This window comes from Simkania sp., from assembly GCF_965215465.1.
Taxonomy (GTDB): Bacteria; Chlamydiota; Chlamydiia; order Chlamydiales; family Simkaniaceae; genus Simkania.
On sequence record NZ_OZ244056.1, the window covers coordinates 2,143,738 to 2,165,774 of the forward strand.

The 22,037-nt window shown below is 41.8% G+C and carries 17 protein-coding genes; 8 read left to right on the forward strand and 9 right to left on the reverse strand.

Features of this window, described 5'->3' with window-relative positions; genetic code table 11:
- The first annotated feature begins 6 nt into the window (after nucleotides 1-6).
- The 3 genes from ACOOFG_RS10005 (at nucleotide 7) to ACOOFG_RS10015 (ending at nucleotide 3,177) form a co-directional block, all read left to right on the forward strand.
- Complete coding sequence (locus tag ACOOFG_RS10005; protein WP_420421329.1) at nucleotides 7-2,286, forward strand: autotransporter outer membrane beta-barrel domain-containing protein; 2,280 nt, start codon at nucleotides 7-9, stop codon at nucleotides 2,284-2,286.
- A 177-nt stretch (nucleotides 2,287-2,463) separates the two neighbouring features.
- The gene (locus tag ACOOFG_RS10010; RefSeq protein ID WP_420421330.1) at nucleotides 2,464-2,643 is read left to right on the forward strand and encodes a hypothetical protein; all 180 of its coding nucleotides are present in this window, start codon (nucleotides 2,464-2,466) and stop codon (nucleotides 2,641-2,643) included.
- Between the two features lie 42 nt (nucleotides 2,644-2,685).
- Complete coding sequence (locus ACOOFG_RS10015) at nucleotides 2,686-3,177, forward strand: TspO/MBR family protein (protein WP_420421331.1); 492 nt, start codon at nucleotides 2,686-2,688, stop codon at nucleotides 3,175-3,177.
- A gap of 130 nt (nucleotides 3,178-3,307) precedes the next feature.
- Here the strand turns inward: ACOOFG_RS10015 and ACOOFG_RS10020 are convergent, their stop codons facing one another.
- The 6 genes from ACOOFG_RS10020 to hemG all read right to left on the reverse strand — a co-directional run bounded on the left by ACOOFG_RS10020 (nucleotide 3,308) and on the right by hemG (nucleotide 11,095).
- Entirely contained in the window at nucleotides 3,308-4,585 is a 1,278-nt protein-coding gene (locus ACOOFG_RS10020) for an MFS transporter (RefSeq protein ID WP_420421332.1), read from the reverse strand.
- Nucleotides 4,586-4,773: 188 nt separating this feature from the next.
- Entirely contained in the window at nucleotides 4,774-5,670 is an 897-nt protein-coding gene (locus ACOOFG_RS10025; protein WP_420421333.1) for a hypothetical protein, read from the reverse strand.
- A 10-nt stretch (nucleotides 5,671-5,680) separates the two neighbouring features.
- On the reverse strand, nucleotides 5,681-7,252 hold the full coding sequence (locus ACOOFG_RS10030; RefSeq protein ID WP_420421334.1) for a hypothetical protein: 1,572 nt from the start codon (nucleotides 7,250-7,252) through the stop codon (nucleotides 5,681-5,683).
- A gap of 17 nt (nucleotides 7,253-7,269) precedes the next feature.
- The gene (locus ACOOFG_RS10035; RefSeq protein WP_420421335.1) at nucleotides 7,270-7,671 is read right to left on the reverse strand and encodes a hypothetical protein; all 402 of its coding nucleotides are present in this window, start codon (nucleotides 7,669-7,671) and stop codon (nucleotides 7,270-7,272) included.
- Between the two features lie 11 nt (nucleotides 7,672-7,682).
- Entirely contained in the window at nucleotides 7,683-8,414 is a 732-nt protein-coding gene (locus ACOOFG_RS10040; protein WP_420421336.1) for a hypothetical protein, read from the reverse strand.
- A 1,334-nt stretch (nucleotides 8,415-9,748) separates the two neighbouring features.
- Nucleotides 9,749-11,095 carry a protoporphyrinogen oxidase gene (gene hemG, locus ACOOFG_RS10045; RefSeq protein WP_420421337.1) on the reverse strand — a complete coding sequence of 449 codons (1,347 nt, stop codon included), beginning with the start codon at nucleotides 11,093-11,095 and terminating at the stop codon, nucleotides 9,749-9,751.
- A gap of 193 nt (nucleotides 11,096-11,288) precedes the next feature.
- Between hemG and hemF the strand changes: the two genes are divergently transcribed.
- The gene (gene hemF, locus ACOOFG_RS10050; RefSeq protein ID WP_420421338.1) at nucleotides 11,289-12,071 is read left to right on the forward strand and encodes an oxygen-dependent coproporphyrinogen oxidase; all 783 of its coding nucleotides are present in this window, start codon (nucleotides 11,289-11,291) and stop codon (nucleotides 12,069-12,071) included.
- Here hemF and hemE read toward each other — a convergent pair.
- Nucleotides 12,046-13,074 (reverse strand): uroporphyrinogen decarboxylase, encoded by a 1,029-nt coding sequence (gene hemE, locus ACOOFG_RS10055; protein WP_420421339.1) that lies wholly within the window; start codon nucleotides 13,072-13,074, stop codon nucleotides 12,046-12,048. The genes hemF and hemE overlap by 26 nt on opposite strands.
- Nucleotides 13,019-15,013 carry a transketolase gene (tkt, locus tag ACOOFG_RS10060; RefSeq protein WP_420421340.1) on the reverse strand — a complete coding sequence of 665 codons (1,995 nt, stop codon included), beginning with the start codon at nucleotides 15,011-15,013 and terminating at the stop codon, nucleotides 13,019-13,021. The genes hemE and tkt overlap by 56 nt, the downstream gene beginning before the upstream one ends.
- Nucleotides 15,014-15,099: 86 nt before the next feature.
- Here tkt and alaS point away from each other — a divergent pair, with 86 nt between their 5' ends.
- The 4 genes from alaS to ACOOFG_RS10080 all read left to right on the forward strand — a co-directional run bounded on the left by alaS (nucleotide 15,100) and on the right by ACOOFG_RS10080 (nucleotide 21,039).
- Nucleotides 15,100-17,733 (forward strand): alanine--tRNA ligase, encoded by a 2,634-nt coding sequence (alaS, locus tag ACOOFG_RS10065; protein WP_420421341.1) that lies wholly within the window; start codon nucleotides 15,100-15,102, stop codon nucleotides 17,731-17,733.
- 289 nt (nucleotides 17,734-18,022) lie between these two features.
- Nucleotides 18,023-18,610, forward strand: a complete 588-nt coding sequence (locus ACOOFG_RS10070; RefSeq protein ID WP_420421342.1) for a hypothetical protein — start codon at nucleotides 18,023-18,025, stop codon at nucleotides 18,608-18,610.
- A 7-nt stretch (nucleotides 18,611-18,617) separates the two neighbouring features.
- On the forward strand, nucleotides 18,618-19,520 hold the full coding sequence (locus ACOOFG_RS10075; RefSeq protein WP_420421343.1) for a protein kinase domain-containing protein: 903 nt from the start codon (nucleotides 18,618-18,620) through the stop codon (nucleotides 19,518-19,520).
- A 34-nt stretch (nucleotides 19,521-19,554) separates the two neighbouring features.
- Complete coding sequence (locus tag ACOOFG_RS10080) at nucleotides 19,555-21,039, forward strand: hypothetical protein (RefSeq protein WP_420421344.1); 1,485 nt, start codon at nucleotides 19,555-19,557, stop codon at nucleotides 21,037-21,039.
- A gap of 3 nt (nucleotides 21,040-21,042) precedes the next feature.
- Here the strand turns inward: ACOOFG_RS10080 and ACOOFG_RS10085 are convergent, their stop codons facing one another.
- Nucleotides 21,043-21,690, reverse strand: a complete 648-nt coding sequence (locus ACOOFG_RS10085) for a leucine-rich repeat domain-containing protein (protein ID WP_420421345.1) — start codon at nucleotides 21,688-21,690, stop codon at nucleotides 21,043-21,045.
- Between the last annotated feature and the right edge of the window lie 347 nt (nucleotides 21,691-22,037).

The following is a 22,037-nucleotide window of genomic DNA, read 5'->3' on the forward strand; positions in this document are numbered from 1 at the left end:
TTTAAGATGAAATGTTTTATATTCATGCTCTTGTTAATGAGTTCTGTAGCTTATACAACGAACTTCGATTGGATAAGTCAACGTAATACTGAATGGAACAACAAAGACAATTGGAACCCAATGGGTGTGCCCAATGGAGCAGCAGATAATGCAAACATCGAAATAATTAACATTGTTGCTGTAAACGGCCTCTTCGAATTAAATTCTCTAACTGTTGGTCAAGACGTAAAATCTCTTCATGGTCACCCTAGTCAAGGATTAATTATCAATAACTCAATTACGAGACTCGCGTCAAGTACAATGAATGTTAATTTACATTGTCCTATAAAGCTACAAACCAATCCGATTACAATAACAAACGCCGCGGTTAATGATCGATTGACTCTAGGAGGAGGTAGTGGTAAGATCTCAGGCTCATCTGACTTGAACTTTGTTGGACCAGGCAACACACGGCTGGCTGGGCCAAATACGTACACCGGGAACACAATAATATCTAGTGGAACATTGACCATTGATCCATGGTCTATTACAAGTCCAATGATATTTAATAATGCAACCCTTACTGTTCGATCTCCTGGTACAATTTCTGGGATCATCAATGGACCTATTGGAGCTACATTAAACATTCAGGTCGACATCATAAGTAAATATGCTAGTAATTACATTATCAATTTGAATGGAACCCATCCATTTTCAGGAACCACAAACATTAATGTTGCGGTCCTTAGATTAAATGGATCACTTGCTGGACCTGTTAACATTGCCTCTAGAGGAATATTAGCGGGAAATGCTCAGGTTGGCCCTTTAACGAATTCTGGACTGGTTATTCCTGGAAATTCAATAGGAACAACTACAGTTAATGGAGACTACACCCAAACACCTTCTGGAAATCTGTCTATACAAATTAGCGCTTCAGGAGAGTCCGATCTGCTAAACGTTACAGGATCGGCCTCCCTTGATGGAACTCTGATTGTTAAAGCCCTTCCAGGGCCCTATGATAAAACGGCAACATACAAGATTGTAACTACGGGAACTGGGGTTGGAGGAGCTTTTGCTAAAGAACTCTTTTTTGGAAATGCCTCTTACCAATTAAGCTACACTTTTAATGATGTCATATTAAATAACTCATTTATTGGTTTTGTTACCCCAGTTTCACCTGAAGATTTAAATAAAAATGAAAAAAGGGTTGACAAGTACATGTTTTGCCCAGGGTTTCTCCCTTCTAATCCAGATCTTTTTGAAGTCATGAATACCCTTGTCTATCTTCCTCCTGATGAGTTTGCCGCAGCTCTTGACCGACTGCACCCTACTCAATTTGGGGCTCTTCCTCTTGTTGTCCTTCAAAACTCGCATATGATGGCAAACGTAGTAATGAGTAATACAGCTAATTTGTATGACTGTGAGCAATGCAGTGCAGAAAGTTGTCCATCAAAGAGTGGGCTAACGACCTTTTGGGTAACTCCTGTTGGGCAATGGCAGACTCAATCGCATATACAAAGGCAAGTAGGGTTTAATGCTAATACATACGGGGTGAGTATTGGCGCAAGCCATTTATTTGGATCCTGTGTCAACACAGCTTTAGGAGCGGGGTATTCCTATACCAACCTTGGCTGGAAAAAAAACGCGGGTGGAGGGCATTGGAATAGTATTTACCTAGGACCGTCAGTGGGGTTTGTCAACAAACGCTGGTTTGCAACTCTCCTAACTCAAGGATCTATGAACTTTTTTAGTATTGATCGTAAGATCCAATTTCCTGGGGTTAGTCGGTCAGCACATAATAGTCACCACTCTTATGACATTCTGGCAAGAGTGGATGGCGGGTATCAGTTTGTTTGGCAAACATCTTCCCCAGTATTTATCATTCCGATGGCTCGTTTAAGCTATCTAAATATTTTTGAAGAAGGCTACACGGAAAGCGGAGCTAAAAGCATTAACTTAGATATTGATAGCAAATACACATCATTCTTACAGCCAGAGGCCCTTGTTAAAGTACGGAAGGAAATGTATGTCGGTAACATCTGTATCATTCCTAATTTTGAGCTGGGTTGGATAGGAAATATTGCGTTAAGTTCAGGGACATATACCTCTAGCTTTTACAAACAAAACCTTTGCGCCTCAGATTTTTCAGTAACAAGCTTCCACCGTTTTACTAACCAAGTAGTTTTTGGTTTAGGACTTGATGTGAAGCGAATAGGCAGTTTTAACTTAAGTACAATGTATGAGGCTCGTGTCTTCGATAATATGTATGTACAATCGGCTCGTGTAAACTTCGAAATGGAGTTCTGAGTGGTGTTATACTATTTATCAAAAAAAATAGAGAAATTCGGGAACCTTTCGAGGGTATTAGGGATTCGGTTGCAAAAAATTGATGAAAAAAAATTCTCAAGCTTATAGTAGATAGGAGGAGACAGTCAGTCACATCTCATTCCCCTACTCTTTTCATCAGAAAGTGAAGTCCTAAAAATGGCACAAATTCTTAGCCAAAAAGGAATCCTCGTCACCACCCTTCGCCCTCCCGCAGTCCCAAGAGGTGCCGCCCGCCTTCGTCTGACGATGAATGCCCTGCATACGGATGAACACATCACGACTCTTCTCGAAACTCTTAAAAGTTTGAAAGAAGAGCCCTCCCTCTCAATTGTTTGAAACATTCTTTACTGGAAACAGTTCTTCAGTTAACAAGAAGACATGTACACAAAGAAGCAAAAAGTTGAAATCTACGCTGTTTTCCTTTTGATTGTTTTGGTGATTGAATTATTTATGGCAATCTCACTTCAAAAGGGACTTGCCGCCTACTACACCCCTTTTAATCGACCTGAGTGGGCTCTCCCTCGCTATTGGATCACTCCTATTTGGTGCGTATTGCATGTGCTGTATGGAATTTCTGGCGCAAGCGTTTGGACAAAGCGAAAGTCAATCATTCGACAACACGCACTTGCAGCTTGGGTGGTTGTACTGGTTCTCAACATTTTATGGCCGATCACCTTCATTTACATTCCCCTTCCCATTTTGACACCGATTATCTTAAGCATCCTTTTTGTGTCGCTCTTGGCTCTTTTATTTTACAGCTTTTTGGCCAGTCGTATGGCCGGCTATCTCCTGATACCTCTCACATTCATGATTCTCTACCTTCTCTTGTTCCATTGGACGCTCTTCATTCTAAACATCCAAATGATTTAAAAAGAAAAGGGACATCATTCATGATGACCCTGCAGATTGAGAAGGTGGGAAAGTTTGAGCATTTCAAATGCTGCCCAGTCGCAAGACAACGACTTCCCGTAAGTAGCGTCATTTACGACACGATCTAGCATTATTTCTCATAGGATTGTCGTTGCTTACAATAAGTTTCTTTAATAAAGAAGGAAAAGATCAACGCTATGAAAAGATAGACAGGAAGACGAATCAATGAAATTTGGTATTCCTGAGTCGTATATTCAGGAGTGTTGTGAATCTGTTTTCCAAGCTCAAGAAAGACCGTGATAAGTGACTGGCTGATTGCTGCAAAAAGAACATAAAAGGTATTGACCACAGCAATCGGAGTAGTCGTCACTTGGGGAACATTGTGTTCATGAACAATTGTGTAGCCGACATTAATATTTGAGGCTCCAAAGCCCAATAGGATAAAGCAGATCGCTGTGATCGGAATCCCAAAATAAGGGGGATAAATAATGATAATTAACATGATTAAGGTAACGGCAGCTCCCAAGATAACGAAGAGTTTTCGTTTTCCCACAAAAGTTGAGAGACGGCCAAAGAAAATAGCTCCTCCAGCATAGCCTAGGACAAAAAATAAATTGTACATGATAGCTATCGCAAGCGGCGCTTTATAGACAGTTTTCAGGAAAGGAACGGACCAAATCGTTTCAAAAGCAAAAAGCGGGCCAATCATAAGGCCGATAGTCATACCTAGGACCCAGACATGAGAGGCATTAAATACATGGCGTATATTTTTCCAAAATTCTTTCCGATCCTTAATCTGAGAGTAGACCGAGAATTTTCCACCTGGAGCGTCTTGAACAATAAAAAAGTAGATGCAGGCAAAAATTAAGCCGCCCAATCCAACAGACATCATTGCTTTACGCCAGAGAAGGACCTGTTCCAAAAACTTAAAGCCCGTTGTAAATAGAACAGTTAAAAAAGCGCTCAATGCAATGAAAATACCTAGAAGATATGAAAATTGTTTAGACTTAAACCAGTTATTGATAATTCGGACCCCATTTAAAAATGCAAATGCAGCTCCAAAACCCATGATTCCACGAGCTATTGCAATTCCCCAATGCGTTTCTGAAATAGACATCAAAATTGCTCCAATAGAGCAAAAAATAATTCCCAACGAGGGCAGGAGACGACAGCCAAAGCGGTCAATTAGAATTCCAATTGGGATTTGGAAGAGAGCTAAGGAATAATAAAAAACGCTAAGTGCATAGATGACTTGAGTAATCTGGTGCTTATCTTGATCCAGAAAACTTTCCAGACGTGGGGAAAATTGTAGAGTCAAGGCATATCCACTAAAGATAGCGCTTAAGATAAACACAAGCCAAGCATAATAAGGGCGAGGATGTTCAACTAGTTGATCTTCTGGTCTCATAAATTTCTTTTTAGTGAGAATGGCTTTTTTTTGTCACTGGTTATCCCAATGAAAATTTCTTTCATGCCACTTTTCATTCACATTGAGTCAACAAAAAAAGAGTGCTATGTTCGTATCTGGGGAAGATAATGTTAAAACATAGCACTCTCAGAAATATCCTAAACGGCTAATAAAAAATGTAGAGCAGTTTATTTATAAGCGTTTGCCTGGTTGATTTGTTCCATTGTTTTATAAACATCGAGTGCCTGTTGCTGAGTCGATTGTACTTGACTGCTCAATGTATCTGTTGCTTTTTGGGCGTTTTGAAGCGCATTATTTGCTACGGATTGCCGCCCTTGCCACAGTGCACTTTCTTTTCTAAAGTAACCTGCAACTGAATCCGTAAAACCTTTAAGGATAGCGCCAACTCCTTGAGCATAATTATTCCGTCTAAATGATCGGTCACTTATTTGTCTTTGAAGTGTATTTTTTCGGTCTTCTTGAGACTGAATATATTTATTCACGTTAGCCATGACTCCTTCTTGACCTTCAATCTCAGTTTTATCGGTAAGGTAAATGGCTTCTCTTTCGTCAGGAGTGATGGCTTGTTTACCAAAGTCATATCCAACTCGTTTAAATTGATCGATGTCTATCGTTGAAGTCGCATCATGATGAGTAAGAACCCTCTCAGGATCTGAGTCTAGACGTTTTTGACAAGCTGTTTTGAAGGTTTTTGCGTTGGTAATTTTCTCATTGATCTGATTCATTTCTCCGTGCTCTGCTGACATCGAACAAGCATCATAAATAGAAGTTCCTAAATGGGTCGCTCCACTAGCAATTTCTCCTACCCCAGTTGTGAGACTTGAAAGAAGTTCATTTTCTCCCATTTCATCATAGGTGTTTTGAGTGACTTCAGCAGCAGTCGTTTGTTCCTGAAGAGCATTGATCACTTGCTGACCATATTTTTGTGAGATTTCCACTAAAACTTCTGCGAGTTCAGAAAGCGCAGATGAGCAAACAGCCATTGTTCCAGGTTGAAAGCTTCCGAAATCTCCAAAAGCCGAGGTTGTTGTATTTGTTTGTTGAGTACTTTGTGTGGTTGTCATTATTATCTCCTTATGCTTGAATCATTTCATTGGCAACAGCAAGTTGGGGGGCAGCAAAGTCGCTATAAGTTTGTGTCATACTCCGAAATGATTCAATTGTGGTTTGCTCTTGCTTCTGATTTGTTTGAAGCATATTTTGATTTTGTTTTAGACAAGATGACAGGATGGCAATATTACCTTCCCATTCTTTCATCTTTTTTTGAAGAGCACCCCGATCGATTTTAGCTTTACCCAACATGATACTGTAAAAACCAGAAAAGCCATTGGCTACTGTGCCAGCAATACGTCCGATATGCATGATGGTGTCAGCATCCATCGACAAATTCTGGAATGGTTGAGACAACTCTTCAGATGCATAACCACCCATCTTATTCATCAGAGATTTAAGTTGTGATGAAATCGCTGATTCACCTTCTGCACTAGCTGACATCAATCCTCCTCCAAGAGTGGCAGCGATGGAACTCAGCGTGAGAAGCACTTCTAGAGCGATCATCCACTTCATTCTATCTTTTTCACTAACTGGAAGAGCATTCGCAAGATCCATTGCAATATTTGTACTTGCTAGAGTTTGTCCTCCGATGTTTAATCCGAGTCCAATAGCTCGTCTGAGATTAAAACTCATCTTTTGAGCCACTTCTTCTGGGGTATTTGCAGCTGTTTCTTCTATTGTTTCAACCCCCATTTCTACCATTTCAATTCCCTCTTGCTCAGCTAAATCAGTCGCTGTCATTGCTGTATCATCAAGCGCGATCTCCATTCCTCCTGCTGCAGCTGCTGTAACCGCAAAAGCCATCGTCACAATGACATCACTAAGAATTTTTGCTGTCGATTCTGATAATCCGGCTTCTTCTAAACCTTTAGCGACTTCGTTTGTCATGCTATTAAAAGCTCCTGATTGGGTTAAGGAGAAAAAAACAGCTGTCAAAGCGAGCAGTTCAATATTTCCAGTGGAACCCGCAACAAGAATAGTTGCAGCCAATGCAATGTAACCAAGACCTTTAATGACATCTCCAAGAACAGGATTATTTTCAATGTCCTTCAAGCTACTTTTAACTTCATCTATATCTGAAAAAGTCAAAGCTGATGCCACTTTGATGGTATCAAATACGAGTTTGAAGCCACACTTCAGTTTGTCCCAAAAGGACATGTGATCCCATTTTCTTTCTTTTTCTAGTTGCTTGGTGATTTTGTCGTATTGATTATTTAACACATCGATGATCGCGTTTCCCATTGTGACTAAATTTTCTGAATTAGATGCAGCAAATTCGATATAGTTCTCTTGAAGTAAGCCTAGTAAGACCTGCATTTCAAAAACAGCGTCCATTCCACCAAAAGAGAAGGTTGAAGAACTCGTCTCATTAGAGTCTTCTGAGCTGACTTCTTCTGCTGTTGTCATCTCAGTTGATGAAGAGGAAGTCATTGGATTCGACTCGTTTTGGTTTTTAGCTTGTGTAGCAGCCTCGATGACTGCTTGTAAGGCGGCAAATGCAGACAGATTTGCTTCCTTTTTTTTCTTTTGCTCTGTGAGACTAATAAAGTTGATCTCACCGTTAACACTATTTTGTTGAATCTCATTTGACATAAATATTTCCTTTTTTTTTATCCTGAAGCTAAGCAACTCGCAATGAATGTCATCATTTGCATAATGCTCGATGAAAACTGGATCGTTTGTTGCTCGTCTTGAGACAACTGGCTTGTTTCAGTTTCTGATCCCTGAACAATCGCGTCAAAAGTGTTTTCTAAATTCTGATATTCTTGATTCGCTTGATTATAAGCAGTTTGAGCTTGGTTGATTTCGTCTGAAGCATGACTATCATCTGGGTCGATACTTGTCACATCATCTGCAAGCTGTTCTAGCTCTTGATTCGCATAATAGTAAATTTGATTTAACTCTTGCGCGAGTAGATCTGTTGTTTCAGCCGTGACTTGTTCCTGGGATAAAATCGCATCATCCCATTCAACAGTCGCGACTTCTATTGCGTAATAACAATTGGTTGTCATATTGTTCTCCTCTAACCCGTGATTTCGTTATTGACCATGACTTGTTCAGTTTGAGCCCATTGTTGCTCCATATCATTGATAAGGCCTTGCATTTGCTGATCACAAGATTCTTCATACTGAAGCTCTGATTGCACTTGAGAAGACATACTCGATAAATCATTGCTAATCGCATTGAAGGCATCATCATAAACTTGCATGTCATTGGCACTATGTTGAGCACTTTGGGTATCATCGGCGCTCTGAGCTTGTTTATCTGCATTCCACGCACCGATAAAATTAGTTGTATTCTGAGTGACATCATCTGGATTATCGTAATCAAGCCCCCAGCTAAAGATCGAATCTAATTGAGTTTCAATATCTTCTACAGTGTCCTCTCCAAGGACATCTTCATCTTGTTCTAGTAAGTCTTCTAATTCTTGAGCGTCTTTCATCATTTCTGCTACGTCATCTTGATAATCGTATACGCCCATCGGATCTTTATCTGATGTGTATTCTGATCCCTCATTAAAAAGTGCTTGGATTTCATTAGCCAAGCTCAAGCACTCTGTCAAATCATTCATGACAGTCGCAAGCTCAGCCATCTGCTGTTCATAAAATCCACACAAATCAGGAAGCAAATTGGTAAAACAATATTCGATGGCCATCGATCCATCTTGAATGGTATCGAGATAGGCTAAATCGTCTTGCCATTCCTGAGCATAATCTATTGAATCTGTTGCATCTGTGGAACTTGTTGAATCCATATCTTCTCACCTTAAGTTTTTGTCTTTTAGTAAGTTGCTATTTTATTTTGATTAGAGTCGTGTTCTAAACTCTAAAATCAAGTTGCATCAGGCTCAAACCCTTTGGCGTAGCCTCTCCAAAGTAAACAGGTTTTTGCCCTCATCAAATTTTAAATTACTTAACCACAAGTGTTTAAGGATTTCTTTAGACACTAGAAATCTATTCTAGGGTATAAAGAACCCTCAAAAGGACAAATTTTTGGCAAAAAAATGCCTACTTACGAATCTCTTTTTTAAAAAAATGCTGTTTGGAATCTTACGGATGATAAGGTTGGATGGGTTATAAAGGACAAACCCTTATCTGAATGGATTCCGCTCAACAACCATTTAAACTATTAATATCTAACTTTGCTTCTATATCGAGCCCAAAATAGCATAAATCCAAGTCAATGAACTTGCTATTTTAATAGGACCGATACTTGCATTATTAGAATATTAACGTTCATAGAATTGTATTACGGAAAATATAAAGAACTATTTCTTGAACATCAATGCTTCTGCAAGCATGATTCTTTTTAAAACTGTTTAATTTAAGTATTAACCTCCTTTCAAATAAAGCCGCAACGCAGCTTTGGACCTTCTAAACTTTATGGTTTTCCACATAAGAGTCTAAAATTGCTGTAGTCCGCTTTCAAACTCTATTTGTGTGGCCCTAAGAAATTGTCTTTCCTAAAGCCTCATAATCTAGGAATTAAAATTAAAACAAAAGGCAGAGACTCAGCTCTCCTTAATTCAATTTTATCAAAGTAATTATTTTTTATAATAATTTTATTAATTAAAAATTAAATAAATACCTTAAGTTATTTATTATAAATTACTTAATTAAAAAAATTGAGGCTATTGTATCCTACATGAGTGGCGTTGAGAAATTTACTCCAAGCCTTAAATAACTCAAGCAATTAATTATAAGCAACTTATAATAACTATTCATGAATACCGTTGATTTCCATTTTTCTTCAGGGGTTGGGCAGGACAAAAAGAGAGCTCTCCTCTAGAGGATATGAATAAGATCTTCGATGCCAACTGCTTGCTCTAAGGTAGTTTTTTATCACTCCCTCGATTTGTTCTTGTTCCCTTCCGTATTTCCTCCAATTCAAATGGAGTCATCATCTTAGCTCTCAGACCGCAAGGAGATGCTAAATATTGATCTTCAGCAAGATAGACCCCAATTTCTACCAGCCGATCACTGACCTCAAATTCACTCACGCCAGAACATAATTAGCGCACATTTACAAGTAAGAATGGAAGTTGCAGCCTCCCCAAAAAGAGGGTTTTTAAACTTTGTGCCTATTGTATTAATATTTTTGAGATTGGATTTTCGCTCCTTCTACGCAATCACTAAGAGACACTCCATCGAGATAATTGCCCAACAGTGTGACTTGAGGGTATTTTTCACGAAGAACTTCACGCAAATCAGCCACCCGCTGCGTGTGCCCTACAGTAAACTGGGGAATTGCTTGAACATACTCAGCTGCATGCGTATACATTGGCACAGCCTTAATGCCTAAATGTTTTTCTATCCCTTTTAAAGCTTCGGCAATCCGGACTTCATTTGATATTTCGTGATGTTTAGGATGAAACGCTCCACCCATCATGACAGTGAGCCGCGTTTCAAGTTCATGATGATTTTGCTGCGGAAACACGGACGAGTCAAAAATGACACCAAGAATTTTTTCACCTTCACTTGAAGGGATCAAATAGCCAAAGCCCTCTTCTTTTAACGGTCGACTTTCATAGCCGAGATGAATCACGCTTAAACTTGCCATTTCTAAAGCATTAAAGAACGCTGTCACCTGCTCATCCCAAGAGCGAGACAGCTGATAAGCTCCCTTGGCTGACAAAGCGCAGAAAAGGTGGTCTCCTTCCCACTTGCGATTTCCATCAGACACGCTTACCTTACCGTCGTTAAATGTGACATCTTGAATCGCTGCATTTAATACAATGTCCCCTTTCCCAGCTTCTTCGAGTTTAGATACGAGTGATTCCACCCCATCTTTCAATGTGAAAAGGCAGGAAGGGCGCACCCCTTCGGGATAGGAGAATGACTTTTTCTTCTTTTTAAACAGCTCTTTTGTAATGGAGCCATGTTTTTTCTCGAGTTCTTTCAAGGAAGGAAAACAAGAAAGCATCGAAAGTTTACGGATGTCACCCGCATAAATTCCGAGTGTCATCGGGTCGAAAAAAACTTCCGCAGCATAAACTCCTAAACGTCTCTTGGCAAAGCTATGCACCGTTTCATCATGTTCGCCGACTTTTTTACTCCACTCGGTCATCATCGAAGGAATGAGTTTACGTGTGAGTGGCGAAGCTAAAAGAGGCAACGGATGCATAGGAATGGCATGAAGCCGATCATCTTTCCAAAGAAACCGACGAGCAGCATTTTTTTCTGAGACGAGAATCTCTTTTTCCATCCCCAAATCACAAATCAATTGAAGTAAACTATGACTTTTCGAGGCTTTAAAGGTTCTCGGCCCTTTCTCAAAGAAAAAACCACCGTTTTCTTTCGACTCAACGACACCACCTAAACGATCTTTTTTTTCAATTAATGTGATCTTAAGATCGGGATATCTTCGACTTAAATAGTAACGCAAACTTAAGCCCGAAATTCCCCCACCTAAAATAATAACGTTCTTGTGCTGCATAAAATACCCACCGAGTTCAACAATCCTCATGTTAAATCTTACTTCTGATGAAATCAACCTCGGGGTCATCTTGTAGCTTTGTTAATGATCAAGAACTCTCATTGAATTCGGCTACACATGAACAAATGATTGGAATCTCATCACCAATTGCAATATAAGTGCAGCAACACGTTGATCAAAGTGGAGCTATCTCATGAAAGAAGAACTCGTACATTACTTGAAAGACCTTAGAGATGAAATCGTTGCAAGTTTTGAGTCGTTAGAGCCGAGTTGCCGCTTTGAGCGCACACCGTGGAAGCACCACTCGGGTGGTGGCGGTGAAATCAGTGTTTTGCGTGGAGACGTTTTTGAAAAAGCTGCAGTGAATTGGTCGGGTGTCAGTGGAGACAAAGCTCCGTTCAATGCAGATGAAGGAGCATTTTTTGCCACGGGCGTCAGCTTGATCACGCATATGAAAAACCCCAAGATGCCTACTGTTCACATGAACGTTCGGTTCATCCAAACGGAAAAGCAGCACTGGTTTGGTGGTGGCTACGATCTCACCCCCATGGGCTTTCCTCGTGAAGACGACACACAGCACTTTCACAACGTTGCAAAAAAGAGCTTGGATCCTTTTGGGAAAAGTCTCTACCCTCGCTTTTCTCAAAATGCCCGCGACTATTTTTTCATTAAACATTGGAAAAAAGAGCGAGGCGTAGGCGGTATCTTTTTTGATCACTACCATACTGAGAATTTCGAGCATGATGTAAGCATGTGGAAGTCGGTGGGCAGCACTTTTCTTGATGCCATCATGCCGATCTATCGGAAGTATCAAGATGAACCCTATACAGAAGAAGACAAGAAGGTGCAAAACCAGATGCGCGCGCACTACGTTGAATTCAACCTGCTTTATGATCGAGGAACAAAGTTTGGGTTTGCATCTGGAGGCAACCCTGAAGCCATCTTATGTTCTATGCCCCCAACGGCGAATTGGTGACTACAGTTTCGATGAAGGTTTGGACATTTTCAACTGGGATATCGGGCAACATGCCATGACCAAGATTCATGATAAACCCTGGGTCCCCTTGCATGGATGCAAGATGCTCAGTTGTTTTTCTTCGGATGACTTCTGGTGGGCTGTAGAGAAATTCTGGTGGCAAATTGCCCTGCACCGTAATCTGTTTAGGCACTTCTTTCCGAATTTCTGCGAGAGGACGACCAGCATCAAAGCTGATTCCATCGGCACCTACAGAAAGAAACTCCTGCACATAAAAAGCTGACCCTCTTGAAAAAATGAGGGTTGGAACATCTAGTGCACTGGTCAGTTTTTTGAGTGTTGGCAGGATAAACTCCTCAAGCTCTGCTCGAGGCAGAGTTCCCGCCCATGAATCAAAAATCTGAATCGCATTGACCCCCGCATCAATTTGCATTTGGAGATAAGCAAGACTGGCATCTGTAATCATTTCTAAAAGCTGATGAAACCCTTTAGGATCTTGGTGCAGCATTTTTTCTGGCTTTTTCCCAAGTAGGTAATGAGCAACAGTAAATGGCCCCCCGCAAAATCCAATGAGTGGAACCTTGAGCTCTTCTTTCAAAAGCTGAATGCCTGATTTCACGAAATCGAGGGTTTTTGCGACGTCTTTTTCTTGAAGCCTTTCGGGAGCACTTACTTGAGGCCCCCCTTTTTGAGGAAAAGTGACGTCACATCCCAACGGAAGTAAGATGTGCAAAATGTCTGCAAATAAAATTGCAGCATCAAGAGGAAAGCGCTTTAGCGGCTGCAAGGTCACTTCGACAATTTTCTCGGGGTCGCGAAAAAGCTGCTCAAGTGTGTGAGACGCACGCAATTTTTGATATTCAGGAAGATACCGCCCTGCTTGTCGCATGATCCAGATAGGTGGACGGTCTTCATGATTTTGGCATTTCAGCGCATTTAAAAAGCGACTATTTTCCAGAGAGGATACGGTCGAGGATGGCATCGACTGTGAATCCAAATTCATTTGCAAGATCTCCTATAGGTGCGGAAAGTCCAAAACTTTCCATGCAAATTGGGATGCCGTCGTGTCCAATATAACGGAACCACCCTTGGCTCACACCCGCTTCGATAGAAATTCTCTTTCCAAGATCACCACCCACAACACTTTCTTTGTAAGCTGCATCTTGTTTTTCAAAAATTTCAAAGCAAGGCATCGACACAACGCGCACATCTTTTCCTTGTCTTTCTAATGACTTTGCGACATCCATTGCGAGGGCAACCTCAGAACCTGTCGCAAATAAGGTGAAGTCGGCTTTGCTTTTTTCTTTCTTGAGAATGTAGCCGCCACGACCGACTCCCTCTTTAAAAGGGACTGCAGTTTCTTCTAAAGTTGGCAGGTTTTGCCTTGATAAGACAATAACAGATGGAGCGTTGTAATGAAGCATCGATAGCCACGCTCCTTTCACTTCATTGGCATCCGCTGGCCGCACCACATGCAGGAAAGGCATTGCTCGAAGTGCTGCTAAGTGTTCAATCGGTTGGTGCGTCGGTCCATCTTCGCCAAGGAAAATTGAATCGTGCGTCAATTGGTAAATCACATGATAGCCAGAAAGACAGGCCAGGCGGATGGCATTACGCATGTAATCAGAGAATGTGAAAAATGTTCCTATGTAAGGAATGAACATTCCTGTTTGAAAAAGTCCTGAGGCGATGGTTGCCATGCCAAACTCTCGAATTCCATACTTGATGTTGCGCCCCTGAAAGTTTTTCGGAGAAATCAGAGGGAACTGTTTCATCATTGTGCAATCAGAACCTGAAAGGTCTGCTGATCCTCCATAGAGGAAGGGAAGTTTATCGCCCAGTGCTTCGAGAACAGCTTGAGACGCTTTGCGACCCGAAATCGGATTTGGAATGTCGAGTTTATTTAAGGTGTGCTCTAAATCCTCTGGGATTTTGCGAGCGCTGCACTCGTGAAAATCTTCGGCGCATTCGGGATGCAGTTTGGCCCAATCATCAAACCTTTTTTGCCAATTCGCTTCGAGCTCTTCCTGTTTAGGCAGTTTGTTTTCGAAAAAGGTTTTTACCTGTTGGGGGATATAAAATTCTTCTTCTGGTAGCCCGAGAGCCTCTTTTGTTGCCTTGACTTCATCCACACCAAGTGGCGATCCGTGCGCTTTATGAGACCCGGCTTTGTTAGGCGACCCTTTTCCTATGATCGTTTTACAAGAAATGAAAACGGGTTTTGTTTGATTTTCTCGGATTTTTGTCATGACTTCATCAATCGATTCGAGGTCATTCCCGTCCATAACATAAGTTTCAAATCCATAGCCGCGATATCTCTCTGCAACATCTTCTGAAGAAGATTGCTCCAAAGGTCCATCGAGTGTGATTTTATTGTCGTCGTGAATAAGGACGAGGTTATCTAAGCAAAGGTGACCTGCAAACGAGCTTGCTTCATTGGATACCCCTTCCATCAAACATCCATCACCTGCCAAGCAAAAAACTTTTGCATCAATAATCGCATGATCAGCTTTATTGTACTTGGTCTCGAGAATTTTAAGACCAAGCGCATGACCGACTGCATTTCCCACACCTTGCCCAAGTGGCCCGGTTGTCGATTCAACTCCAGCTGTTTCATGGTACTCAGGATGCCCGGGTGTTTTAGAGTGCAATTGACGAAATCGTTTGATTTCCTCAAGCGAAAGGTCAAAACCTGCTAAATGAAGACAGGAGTAAAGCCACATCGAACCGTGTCCTGCAGAGAGGATGACTCGATCACGATTGACCCAGTTGGGATCCTTCGGATTATGACGCAGCACATGACCATAAAGATAAGCCCCAAGTTCAGCGCAGCCTAAAGGAAGTCCTGGATGGCCAGAGTTTGCTTTTTGCACAGCTTCCATCGAAAGTTGCCGAATAGTATTGGCTGTTTTTTCCAGGATTTTTTTTAGATCTTCATCCATGACACAAGTTCCTTGCTTTTCTCCTCTGATTCCCTTATTTTTATGCTTCTATAGGAATGAGTTCAAGAAAAACTTAAGTGGAAATCATGCTATCTCAAGAAGTTCGGAAAAAATTTCTCCAATATTTTAAGGAAAAGGGACATGCAGTCGTTCCTTCGTCTCCAACTGTTCCTCACGAGGATCCAACTTTGCTATTCATCAACGCCGGAATGAATCAATTTAAAGACGTTTTCTTAGGAAAAACTTCTCGAGATTACTCGCGAGCGGCCTCCTCTCAAAAATGTATCCGTGTTGGAGGAAAACATAACGACCTCGATAACGTGGGACATACAAAGCGACACATCACTTTTTTTGAAATGCTTGGGAACTTTTCATTTGGCGATTACTTTAAAAAAGAAGCCATTGTTTTTGCATGGGAAGTTGCCACATCGATCTTCAACTTTCCTGAAGAAAAACTCTTCATCTCCGTCTACGAAAAAGACGATGAAGCGTATGAACTTTGGAAAGAAATCGTCGACGAGAAAAAGATTTCACGCATTGGGGAAAAAGATAATTTCTGGGCCATGGGCGACACTGGCCCCTGTGGGCCTTGTTCTGAACTCTTTTTCGATCGTGGTCCTGATTTTGGCTCAGCCCGCGCGGTTCATGAAGATATCGATGGCGAGCGGTTTCTCGAATTTTGGAATCTCGTCTTCATGCAATACAATCGTGACTCAAGTGGAAAAATGACAGAGCTTCCCAAACAGTCTGTTGACACGGGAGCTGGACTCGAGCGCGTTCTTGCTTTGATGATGGATGTTCCTACAGTGTTCCAAACCGACATTTTAGGAACGCTGATTACAGAAGTGGAAAAGATTTCTGGAAGAAAATACGACCCCAAAGATACGAAACATGCCCCAGCCTTCCACGTCATTGCCGATCACATTCGCTCTCTATCTTTTGCCATTGCAGACGGTGCTCAGCCAAGCAACATTGAACGCGGATACGTCCTTCGAAAAATTCTCCGTCGCGCCGTTCGCTATGGACGCATGCTCGGACTTAACAAACCCTTCCTCGCATCTGTTCTCCCTCGTCTTATCGACACCATGGGCGACGATTTTCACGAATTGAAAACTGCGCAAGATCGGATTGCGGAAATTCTCACTGTTGAAGAAGAGAGCTTTTTACACACATTACGTCGCGGCGGCAACATCCTGAGTGCCATTATCGACCATGCGCAAAAAAGTAGTAAAAAAGAAATCAGTGGCGAAGAAGCGTTTAAGCTGAAAGACACCTATGGTTTTCCCCTCGAAGAAATTCTTCTGATTGCTAAAGACTCTGGTCTTTCTGTCAACCTCGACCAATACCAAATCCTAGAAGAACAAGCAAAAGAACGCTCGCGACAATCGAAACAATCTCACGAACAAAAAGTTGAATCGACCATTTACGAAGATTTTGTGAGTCATCACGGCACTTCAGAATTTGTCGGATACGACCAAGTCGAAGTCGAAGCCACGATTAAAGGCCTCATTGTCGACGGAAAATCAGTAAAAAAGATGGAGACAGGCCAAGAAGGACTTGTCATCTTAGATGAAACTCCTTTCTATGCCGAAAAAGGAGGACAAGTTGGGGACATTGGACGTCTCATTCACGAAAAAGCTCACTTCCTTGTCAAGGACACCCAATCTCCTTTCCAAGGAGTCATTGCTCATATCGGCCTTCTTGAAAGTGGAGTTCTCCTAGTTGGAGAACCCGTCAATGCTGAAATCGATGCCAAAAGACGAGCTGAAATTGAGAAACATCACACCGCCACCCACCTTCTGCATTACGCCCTTCAACAAGTTTTGGGCCCCCATATTCGACAAGCAGGATCCCTCGTCGAAGCCGATCGTCTCCGCTTTGACTTCAACCACCACAAAGCGCTGACCAAAGAAGAACTACGTGATATTGAACGCCTCGTGAATCAAAAAATTTGGGAATCGCCTACTTTAGAAACGTATGAACTCTCGTTTGAAGACGTACAAAAACATCCTGAAATCAAGCAGTTTTTCGGGGAAAAGTATGGAAAAGTTGTACGAGTCGTCGATATTGATAACTACTCAAAAGAACTCTGTGGAGGAACGCACGTCAGCTCTCTTGGAAGTATCGGCTGTTTTCGCATTGCAAAAGAAGGAAGCATTGCAAAAGGAGTACGTCGAATCGAAGCGGTGACTGGCCCCCACGCAGAAGAAATGCGCTATCTCACTGAAGACCAACTTTTCAATTTGTCGAACCTGCTTAAATCCAACTTACCCAAACTCGATGAAACAGTGAAATCGCTCATCAAAGAAAATGAAAAACTCAAAGAGCAAGCTCTTTTTGCGCGCAGAAAAGAACTCAGTGACCTAGCACATTCTCTCATGGAGAAGGTCAAGGAATTTAACGGGATCTCAATCCTAAGCGCTGTCGTTGAAGTCTCAAAAAAAGAAATGACCGATCTTGGGAACGATCTCATTTCACGTTTGAAATCAGGTATTGTTCTTCTTTGCCAAATTGAAGAGGGTAAATGTCAATTGCTCTTACGTGTCTCTCCTGACCTCGTTGAAAGAGGCATTCACGCCAATCAGCTCATCAAAGAACTTGCCCGTTCTATCGAAGGCTCTGGCGGAGGTAAAAAGGAAGCCGCTCAAGCTGGAGGTAAAAACCCTCAAGGCGTGGCACTAGCATTTGATAGAATAAAAGAAATACTTGAAATAGATTAATTTATAATTTTAATTAATTATCACTTTTTATTTTAATCAAATTATGTTGATTTCTTTTAAAATGAAATATAAACTCCTATCTTCATCATTTTAAAAGAGATCTGACATGTTCACTTTTTCCCATTCTCCAATCTTGCTTTTAAGCAAGAACCACACCGTACGCCCTCAGGAATTTTCTGAATCTCTCTTTAGAATTATCTTCGCTCATGGAACCTCTTCGCATAATGAGTAGAAAGGCTTCGTAAGCACCCGGAATAAATTAACTTTAACGAATTAAAAGAGATCAGCTATGTCCACATTACCTTTGAGCCAAACTCTACCGTCAACTCTACCCAACACATTGCCCGTTCCTGACTTTTCTGGGACATACCTCTCAAGCACTATACAAGCCCCCTCTACACTCTCCCCAGAAAAACCAGATCGACACGTCGATGTATGGACATCTTTTACCTCAAAGTTCCCTGACCTCCCTCCTCTCGTCGCCCAGGGTATTTTGAATGGAGTGTATCAAGCTCAAGCCGAACTCTCTAAAAAACAAACGGTCGAAATTCTACCTACGGAAATGTTTCCCTATAAAATCTTTGTCGACCCAACCGGATTTCAAGTTTGTCCTAACACAACAAGTTCAGGTGGAAGCGGAACCGTTTGGATTGGAGATTACTTTTCAACAGCGCGTATCACGATAGGAACAGTGCAGCACACCCCAACTAAACAACAACTCACCGCTCGAAAAGTTTCAGTCGAGAGAAGCCTAACTCAAAAAAATAAATTCTCACCAGCTGCAAAAGCCGTCCGAAAATACATCGAACAGGCCACACCTACAAAAAAAGAACTTTTTGCCGCAACCGACAGCACCTCGAAGGGAACAAGGGTATAGCTACGCTATGATGAAAGCTTATTCTCACAATTTCGGTGAAATTGACTGGGCGAACATTTCCAACCCGACTCAATACCTCATTCGCATGACCGGGCTTGTCACACAAGCTCTTTCTGTGGTTCATTCTGTCGGCGATGTCCATCGTGACGTCAAAGAGGGAAATGTCATGGTCGATGAGAAAGAAACAGATAGTCCAGATTCGATCAAGCTCATTGATTATGATACAGTAAAACCGTCTTCGTCTGAGCCCGTCTATATCATGGCGACCGTAGAGTACCTCAATCCAAGTAGTTTTGGAAACACCCAAGAAACTCTTATCAATCAAAGAAGCCGTAGAGGTCTTCAAAGACCGTGCGATGACATGTTCGCCTTTTTCCATATGGGAATCCGTATGACTTTGCAACTTTGTAAAGAACTCATTCCTAAGACCGATAGAGCCGCGCATCAAGACATACAAGCTCTTTACGAACCCACTATTCTCAACCCTGAAGATGGACTCATATTCTCCGATATGGAACTAAAAGAGCTCGGCGAAAAATACGCGAAACATCACATCTACTATACACATTCAATGTTTCCTCAAAGCGTTGCCATTCTCCCCTCTGCAGAGATTTACATGCAAACGCTGCCAAAAATTCTCGTAAAACTTCCCCTTCTAGATGCATCACAACAACTCCTTGAAGAGTATGTCACCTATTGCATTGACCAAAAGTTTTCCTCCGACATTAAGCGACACGGCGCAACCACGGCTAACCTTGCCTTGCAAAGGATTCTAACTCCTCCAGTTGAAGCCTCAGATAACCGAAATGTCCTTAAAAGACGTCGAATCCAGGAGGAGTCCCCCAAGACATTACCCCCTATCTCTCCCTTTTTAAGGCCTGAGGCACAAGATCAAAAGCACACAGTATAAACTCACTTTAACGATTTAAAAGAGAACACTAACTATGAGCCTGACTGCTACTCTTATAATCACTCCCACAAATTCTCCTTCTCGAGAAGGCAGAGGACTCCCACTCCCTAATTTTTCGACCACCTCTCCAGTTAAGCCTGTGAGACATGATGATGTTTTAAGGACTTTTATCGACCAGTACAACCTTCCAGAAACCGTCGCTAAAACCATCTTAAAATCGATTTATACAGCGCAACAAAAACTCGGTCCGAAGGGAACACAAACGGTTCCGCCTTCTGCAATTTTTCCCAACTTTATTGCCATCGAATCTAGTGGATTTCATATCTACGCTCCCAGTACAGACAAAGGGGGAAATGGAAGCGTATTTGTCGGTCCTTTTATTGCAACAAAGCGTACCATAATGGGAGGTGATGTGTTTTCCCCTACCAAGCCTAAAGATGTTGCTCGAAAAGTTTCTCACCGCCCAACAACAACTGGCTCTGGCTACTCTCCTATCAAAAGAAAAGTCGATGAAATAAGAGCTGCTGTAAGCCCGACTAAAACACCACTCATTGCCCCCATTTACTCCACTTCTACTGACAGAAGGGGTCACAAACACATGATGATGCCCGCTTATCCTCGCAACTATGCAAAAATCAATTGGGTTGAAATCGAGAATCCAGCGCGCTACCTTATCTACAAAGTTGGCTTGGTGGCTTATGCCCTAGCTGGTTTGCACAGATTTGGAAAAGTCCACCGAGATGTGAAAGAGATGAATGTCATGGACGACACACTCTGCAAGCTCATTGATTTCGACACCCTCTGCGACACATTTGAGGATGTTGGGTTCACAACAGGAACCATTAGTTACTTGAACCCTCGAAGTTTCGGCAGCGCTGAAATGACTCTGATCAATCAGAAGTTGCGCCAAGGCCTTCAAAGACCTTGCGATGACATGTTCGCCCTTTACCACATGGGGCTTATCATGACCTTGAGACTTTGCTCCCAACTCATCTCCAAATCTGAGACAGAAACACATGAGCTCATCAGAGCGCTCACAAGATCAAGAATCATTCGCCCCCCTGATGAACGTCTTGCTTTTAAAGAAAGTGAATTAAGACACCTCGGCAAGAAGTATCCCTATCGAGCCCATTTCTACAGTGGGAATCAGAGAGCAAGTAATCCTGAACGCGTTGCAGTTTTCCCTGATGCAGCAACATGCAAATCAGAACTCGCTCAGATTACAAGCAAGCTTCCTCTATCTGTGGCAGAACAAGAGCACCTTCTCTCCTTTGGAATTTACTGCATCGATCAAAAATTTCAATCTGATGACGCACGCTCAGATGCAAATTCTGCTTATGCAGAATTCACAGACTTGCTCGAATCTCTCCAAACTTCCTTAACAAAAAGACCTCGCAAAAGATCTGCTTCCACAGATGGACTTCAAGAACATAAAAGGACTAAAAGAGAAGCCGTGTCACTGCCAGTTGACTTAAATCACGACAGCTTCTTAACGGTGCCGGAAAAAAAGACGGTTTAACCGTCATAATTCCAAGTGGTAGCTCGTTTCGTCCGTAACAAAGTTCTCTTCTATATGATTGTCTCGGAGCTCGACACGCTCAAGCTTCGGACAATGATCGATCCACTCTGGAATCGCGCCTAGCCCACAACCGTTTGCTCGCAAAATGCGCAAGTTGAGCAAACCACTTAAGTCGGGCAACATCACTCCAACTTTGTTCCCGCTAATATCTAGAACTTCTAAACGCTCAAGACGCGGCAATTCGGGAAACAGAATCGTCAGGTTATTGCCACTTATGTCCAATTCCTTGAGGTCTTTAAAAAGACCAATTTGAGGCGGAAGATGGGAGAGACCAAAACCCTTTAAGGAAAGCTCCGTCCACTGATCGTATCCACTTTTGACAATCAGCTGTGAAAACTTTTCGCTCACTTCTAATGAAGTTCCAGTAAGTTCTAACCTCCATTGCTTTGCAACCGTAAGGATTGCAGCTTTATACAACTCGAGTAGGTACTTAACATAAGTGAGCCCTTGATCCACAGAAAGTAACGCATGACTTCCTGTTGGAACTTCTCGAATACGATTGGCTCCAAAAGCCGTCACTTGAAAGCGCAAATCAAAATGAGTTTGAGGATAAACATAGTATCCCCCCTGATAGTGTTGAACTGATGCCATCTTCTTATCTCTAACATATTTACGAAAGGGTTAAGAAAATATTATCAAAATATTTTTTTGTCACGAATAAAGTTTTTATTTACCAAAAAATCCCCAATTAAAAAAATTTAATTGTGCTGTAGTGCCAACTAGATATTACCGTCAAATAATCCTCCGCGAAAAAGTTTTTCAAGCAATATTTTGACATTAGAGGATACTCAAATGGATTCAAAAGTTGGGTTTTTAACAAGGAAGTTCCTAGATTTTGGCTCATGAGCCGAGCTGCAGTGTCCCTTGACACGGAGGGAGGCGAAAGAGCTAAAAGACAGGAAAAACTGACGTAGTTAAAAGCGAACTTTTGGATGCAT

Bases quoted from the DNA above. Each gene is read 5' to 3' on its own strand.
- ACOOFG_RS10005 (WP_420421329.1), top strand. From the start codon at position 7: ATGAAATGTTTTATATTCATGCTCTTGTTAATGAGTTCTGTAGCTTAT.
- ACOOFG_RS10010 (WP_420421330.1), top strand. From the start codon at position 2,464: ATGGCACAAATTCTTAGCCAAAAAGGAATCCTCGTCACCACCCTTCGC.
- ACOOFG_RS10015 (WP_420421331.1), top strand. From the start codon at position 2,686: ATGTACACAAAGAAGCAAAAAGTTGAAATCTACGCTGTTTTCCTTTTG.
- ACOOFG_RS10020 (WP_420421332.1), bottom strand. From the start codon at position 4,585: ATGAGACCAGAAGATCAACTAGTTGAACATCCTCGCCCTTATTATGCT.
- ACOOFG_RS10025 (WP_420421333.1), bottom strand. From the start codon at position 5,670: ATGACAACCACACAAAGTACTCAACAAACAAATACAACAACCTCGGCT.
- ACOOFG_RS10030 (WP_420421334.1), bottom strand. From the start codon at position 7,252: ATGTCAAATGAGATTCAACAAAATAGTGTTAACGGTGAGATCAACTTT.
- ACOOFG_RS10035 (WP_420421335.1), bottom strand. From the start codon at position 7,671: ATGACAACCAATTGTTATTACGCAATAGAAGTCGCGACTGTTGAATGG.
- ACOOFG_RS10040 (WP_420421336.1), bottom strand. From the start codon at position 8,414: ATGGATTCAACAAGTTCCACAGATGCAACAGATTCAATAGATTATGCT.
- hemG (WP_420421337.1), bottom strand. From the start codon at position 11,095: ATGCAGCACAAGAACGTTATTATTTTAGGTGGGGGAATTTCGGGCTTA.
- hemF (WP_420421338.1), top strand. From the start codon at position 11,289: ATGAAAGAAGAACTCGTACATTACTTGAAAGACCTTAGAGATGAAATC.
- hemE (WP_420421339.1), bottom strand. From the start codon at position 13,074: ATGAATTTGGATTCACAGTCGATGCCATCCTCGACCGTATCCTCTCTG.
- tkt (WP_420421340.1), bottom strand. From the start codon at position 15,013: ATGGATGAAGATCTAAAAAAAATCCTGGAAAAAACAGCCAATACTATT.
- alaS (WP_420421341.1), top strand. From the start codon at position 15,100: ATGCTATCTCAAGAAGTTCGGAAAAAATTTCTCCAATATTTTAAGGAA.
- ACOOFG_RS10070 (WP_420421342.1), top strand. From the start codon at position 18,023: ATGTCCACATTACCTTTGAGCCAAACTCTACCGTCAACTCTACCCAAC.
- ACOOFG_RS10075 (WP_420421343.1), top strand. From the start codon at position 18,618: ATGATGAAAGCTTATTCTCACAATTTCGGTGAAATTGACTGGGCGAAC.
- ACOOFG_RS10080 (WP_420421344.1), top strand. From the start codon at position 19,555: ATGAGCCTGACTGCTACTCTTATAATCACTCCCACAAATTCTCCTTCT.
- ACOOFG_RS10085 (WP_420421345.1), bottom strand. From the start codon at position 21,690: ATGGCATCAGTTCAACACTATCAGGGGGGATACTATGTTTATCCTCAA.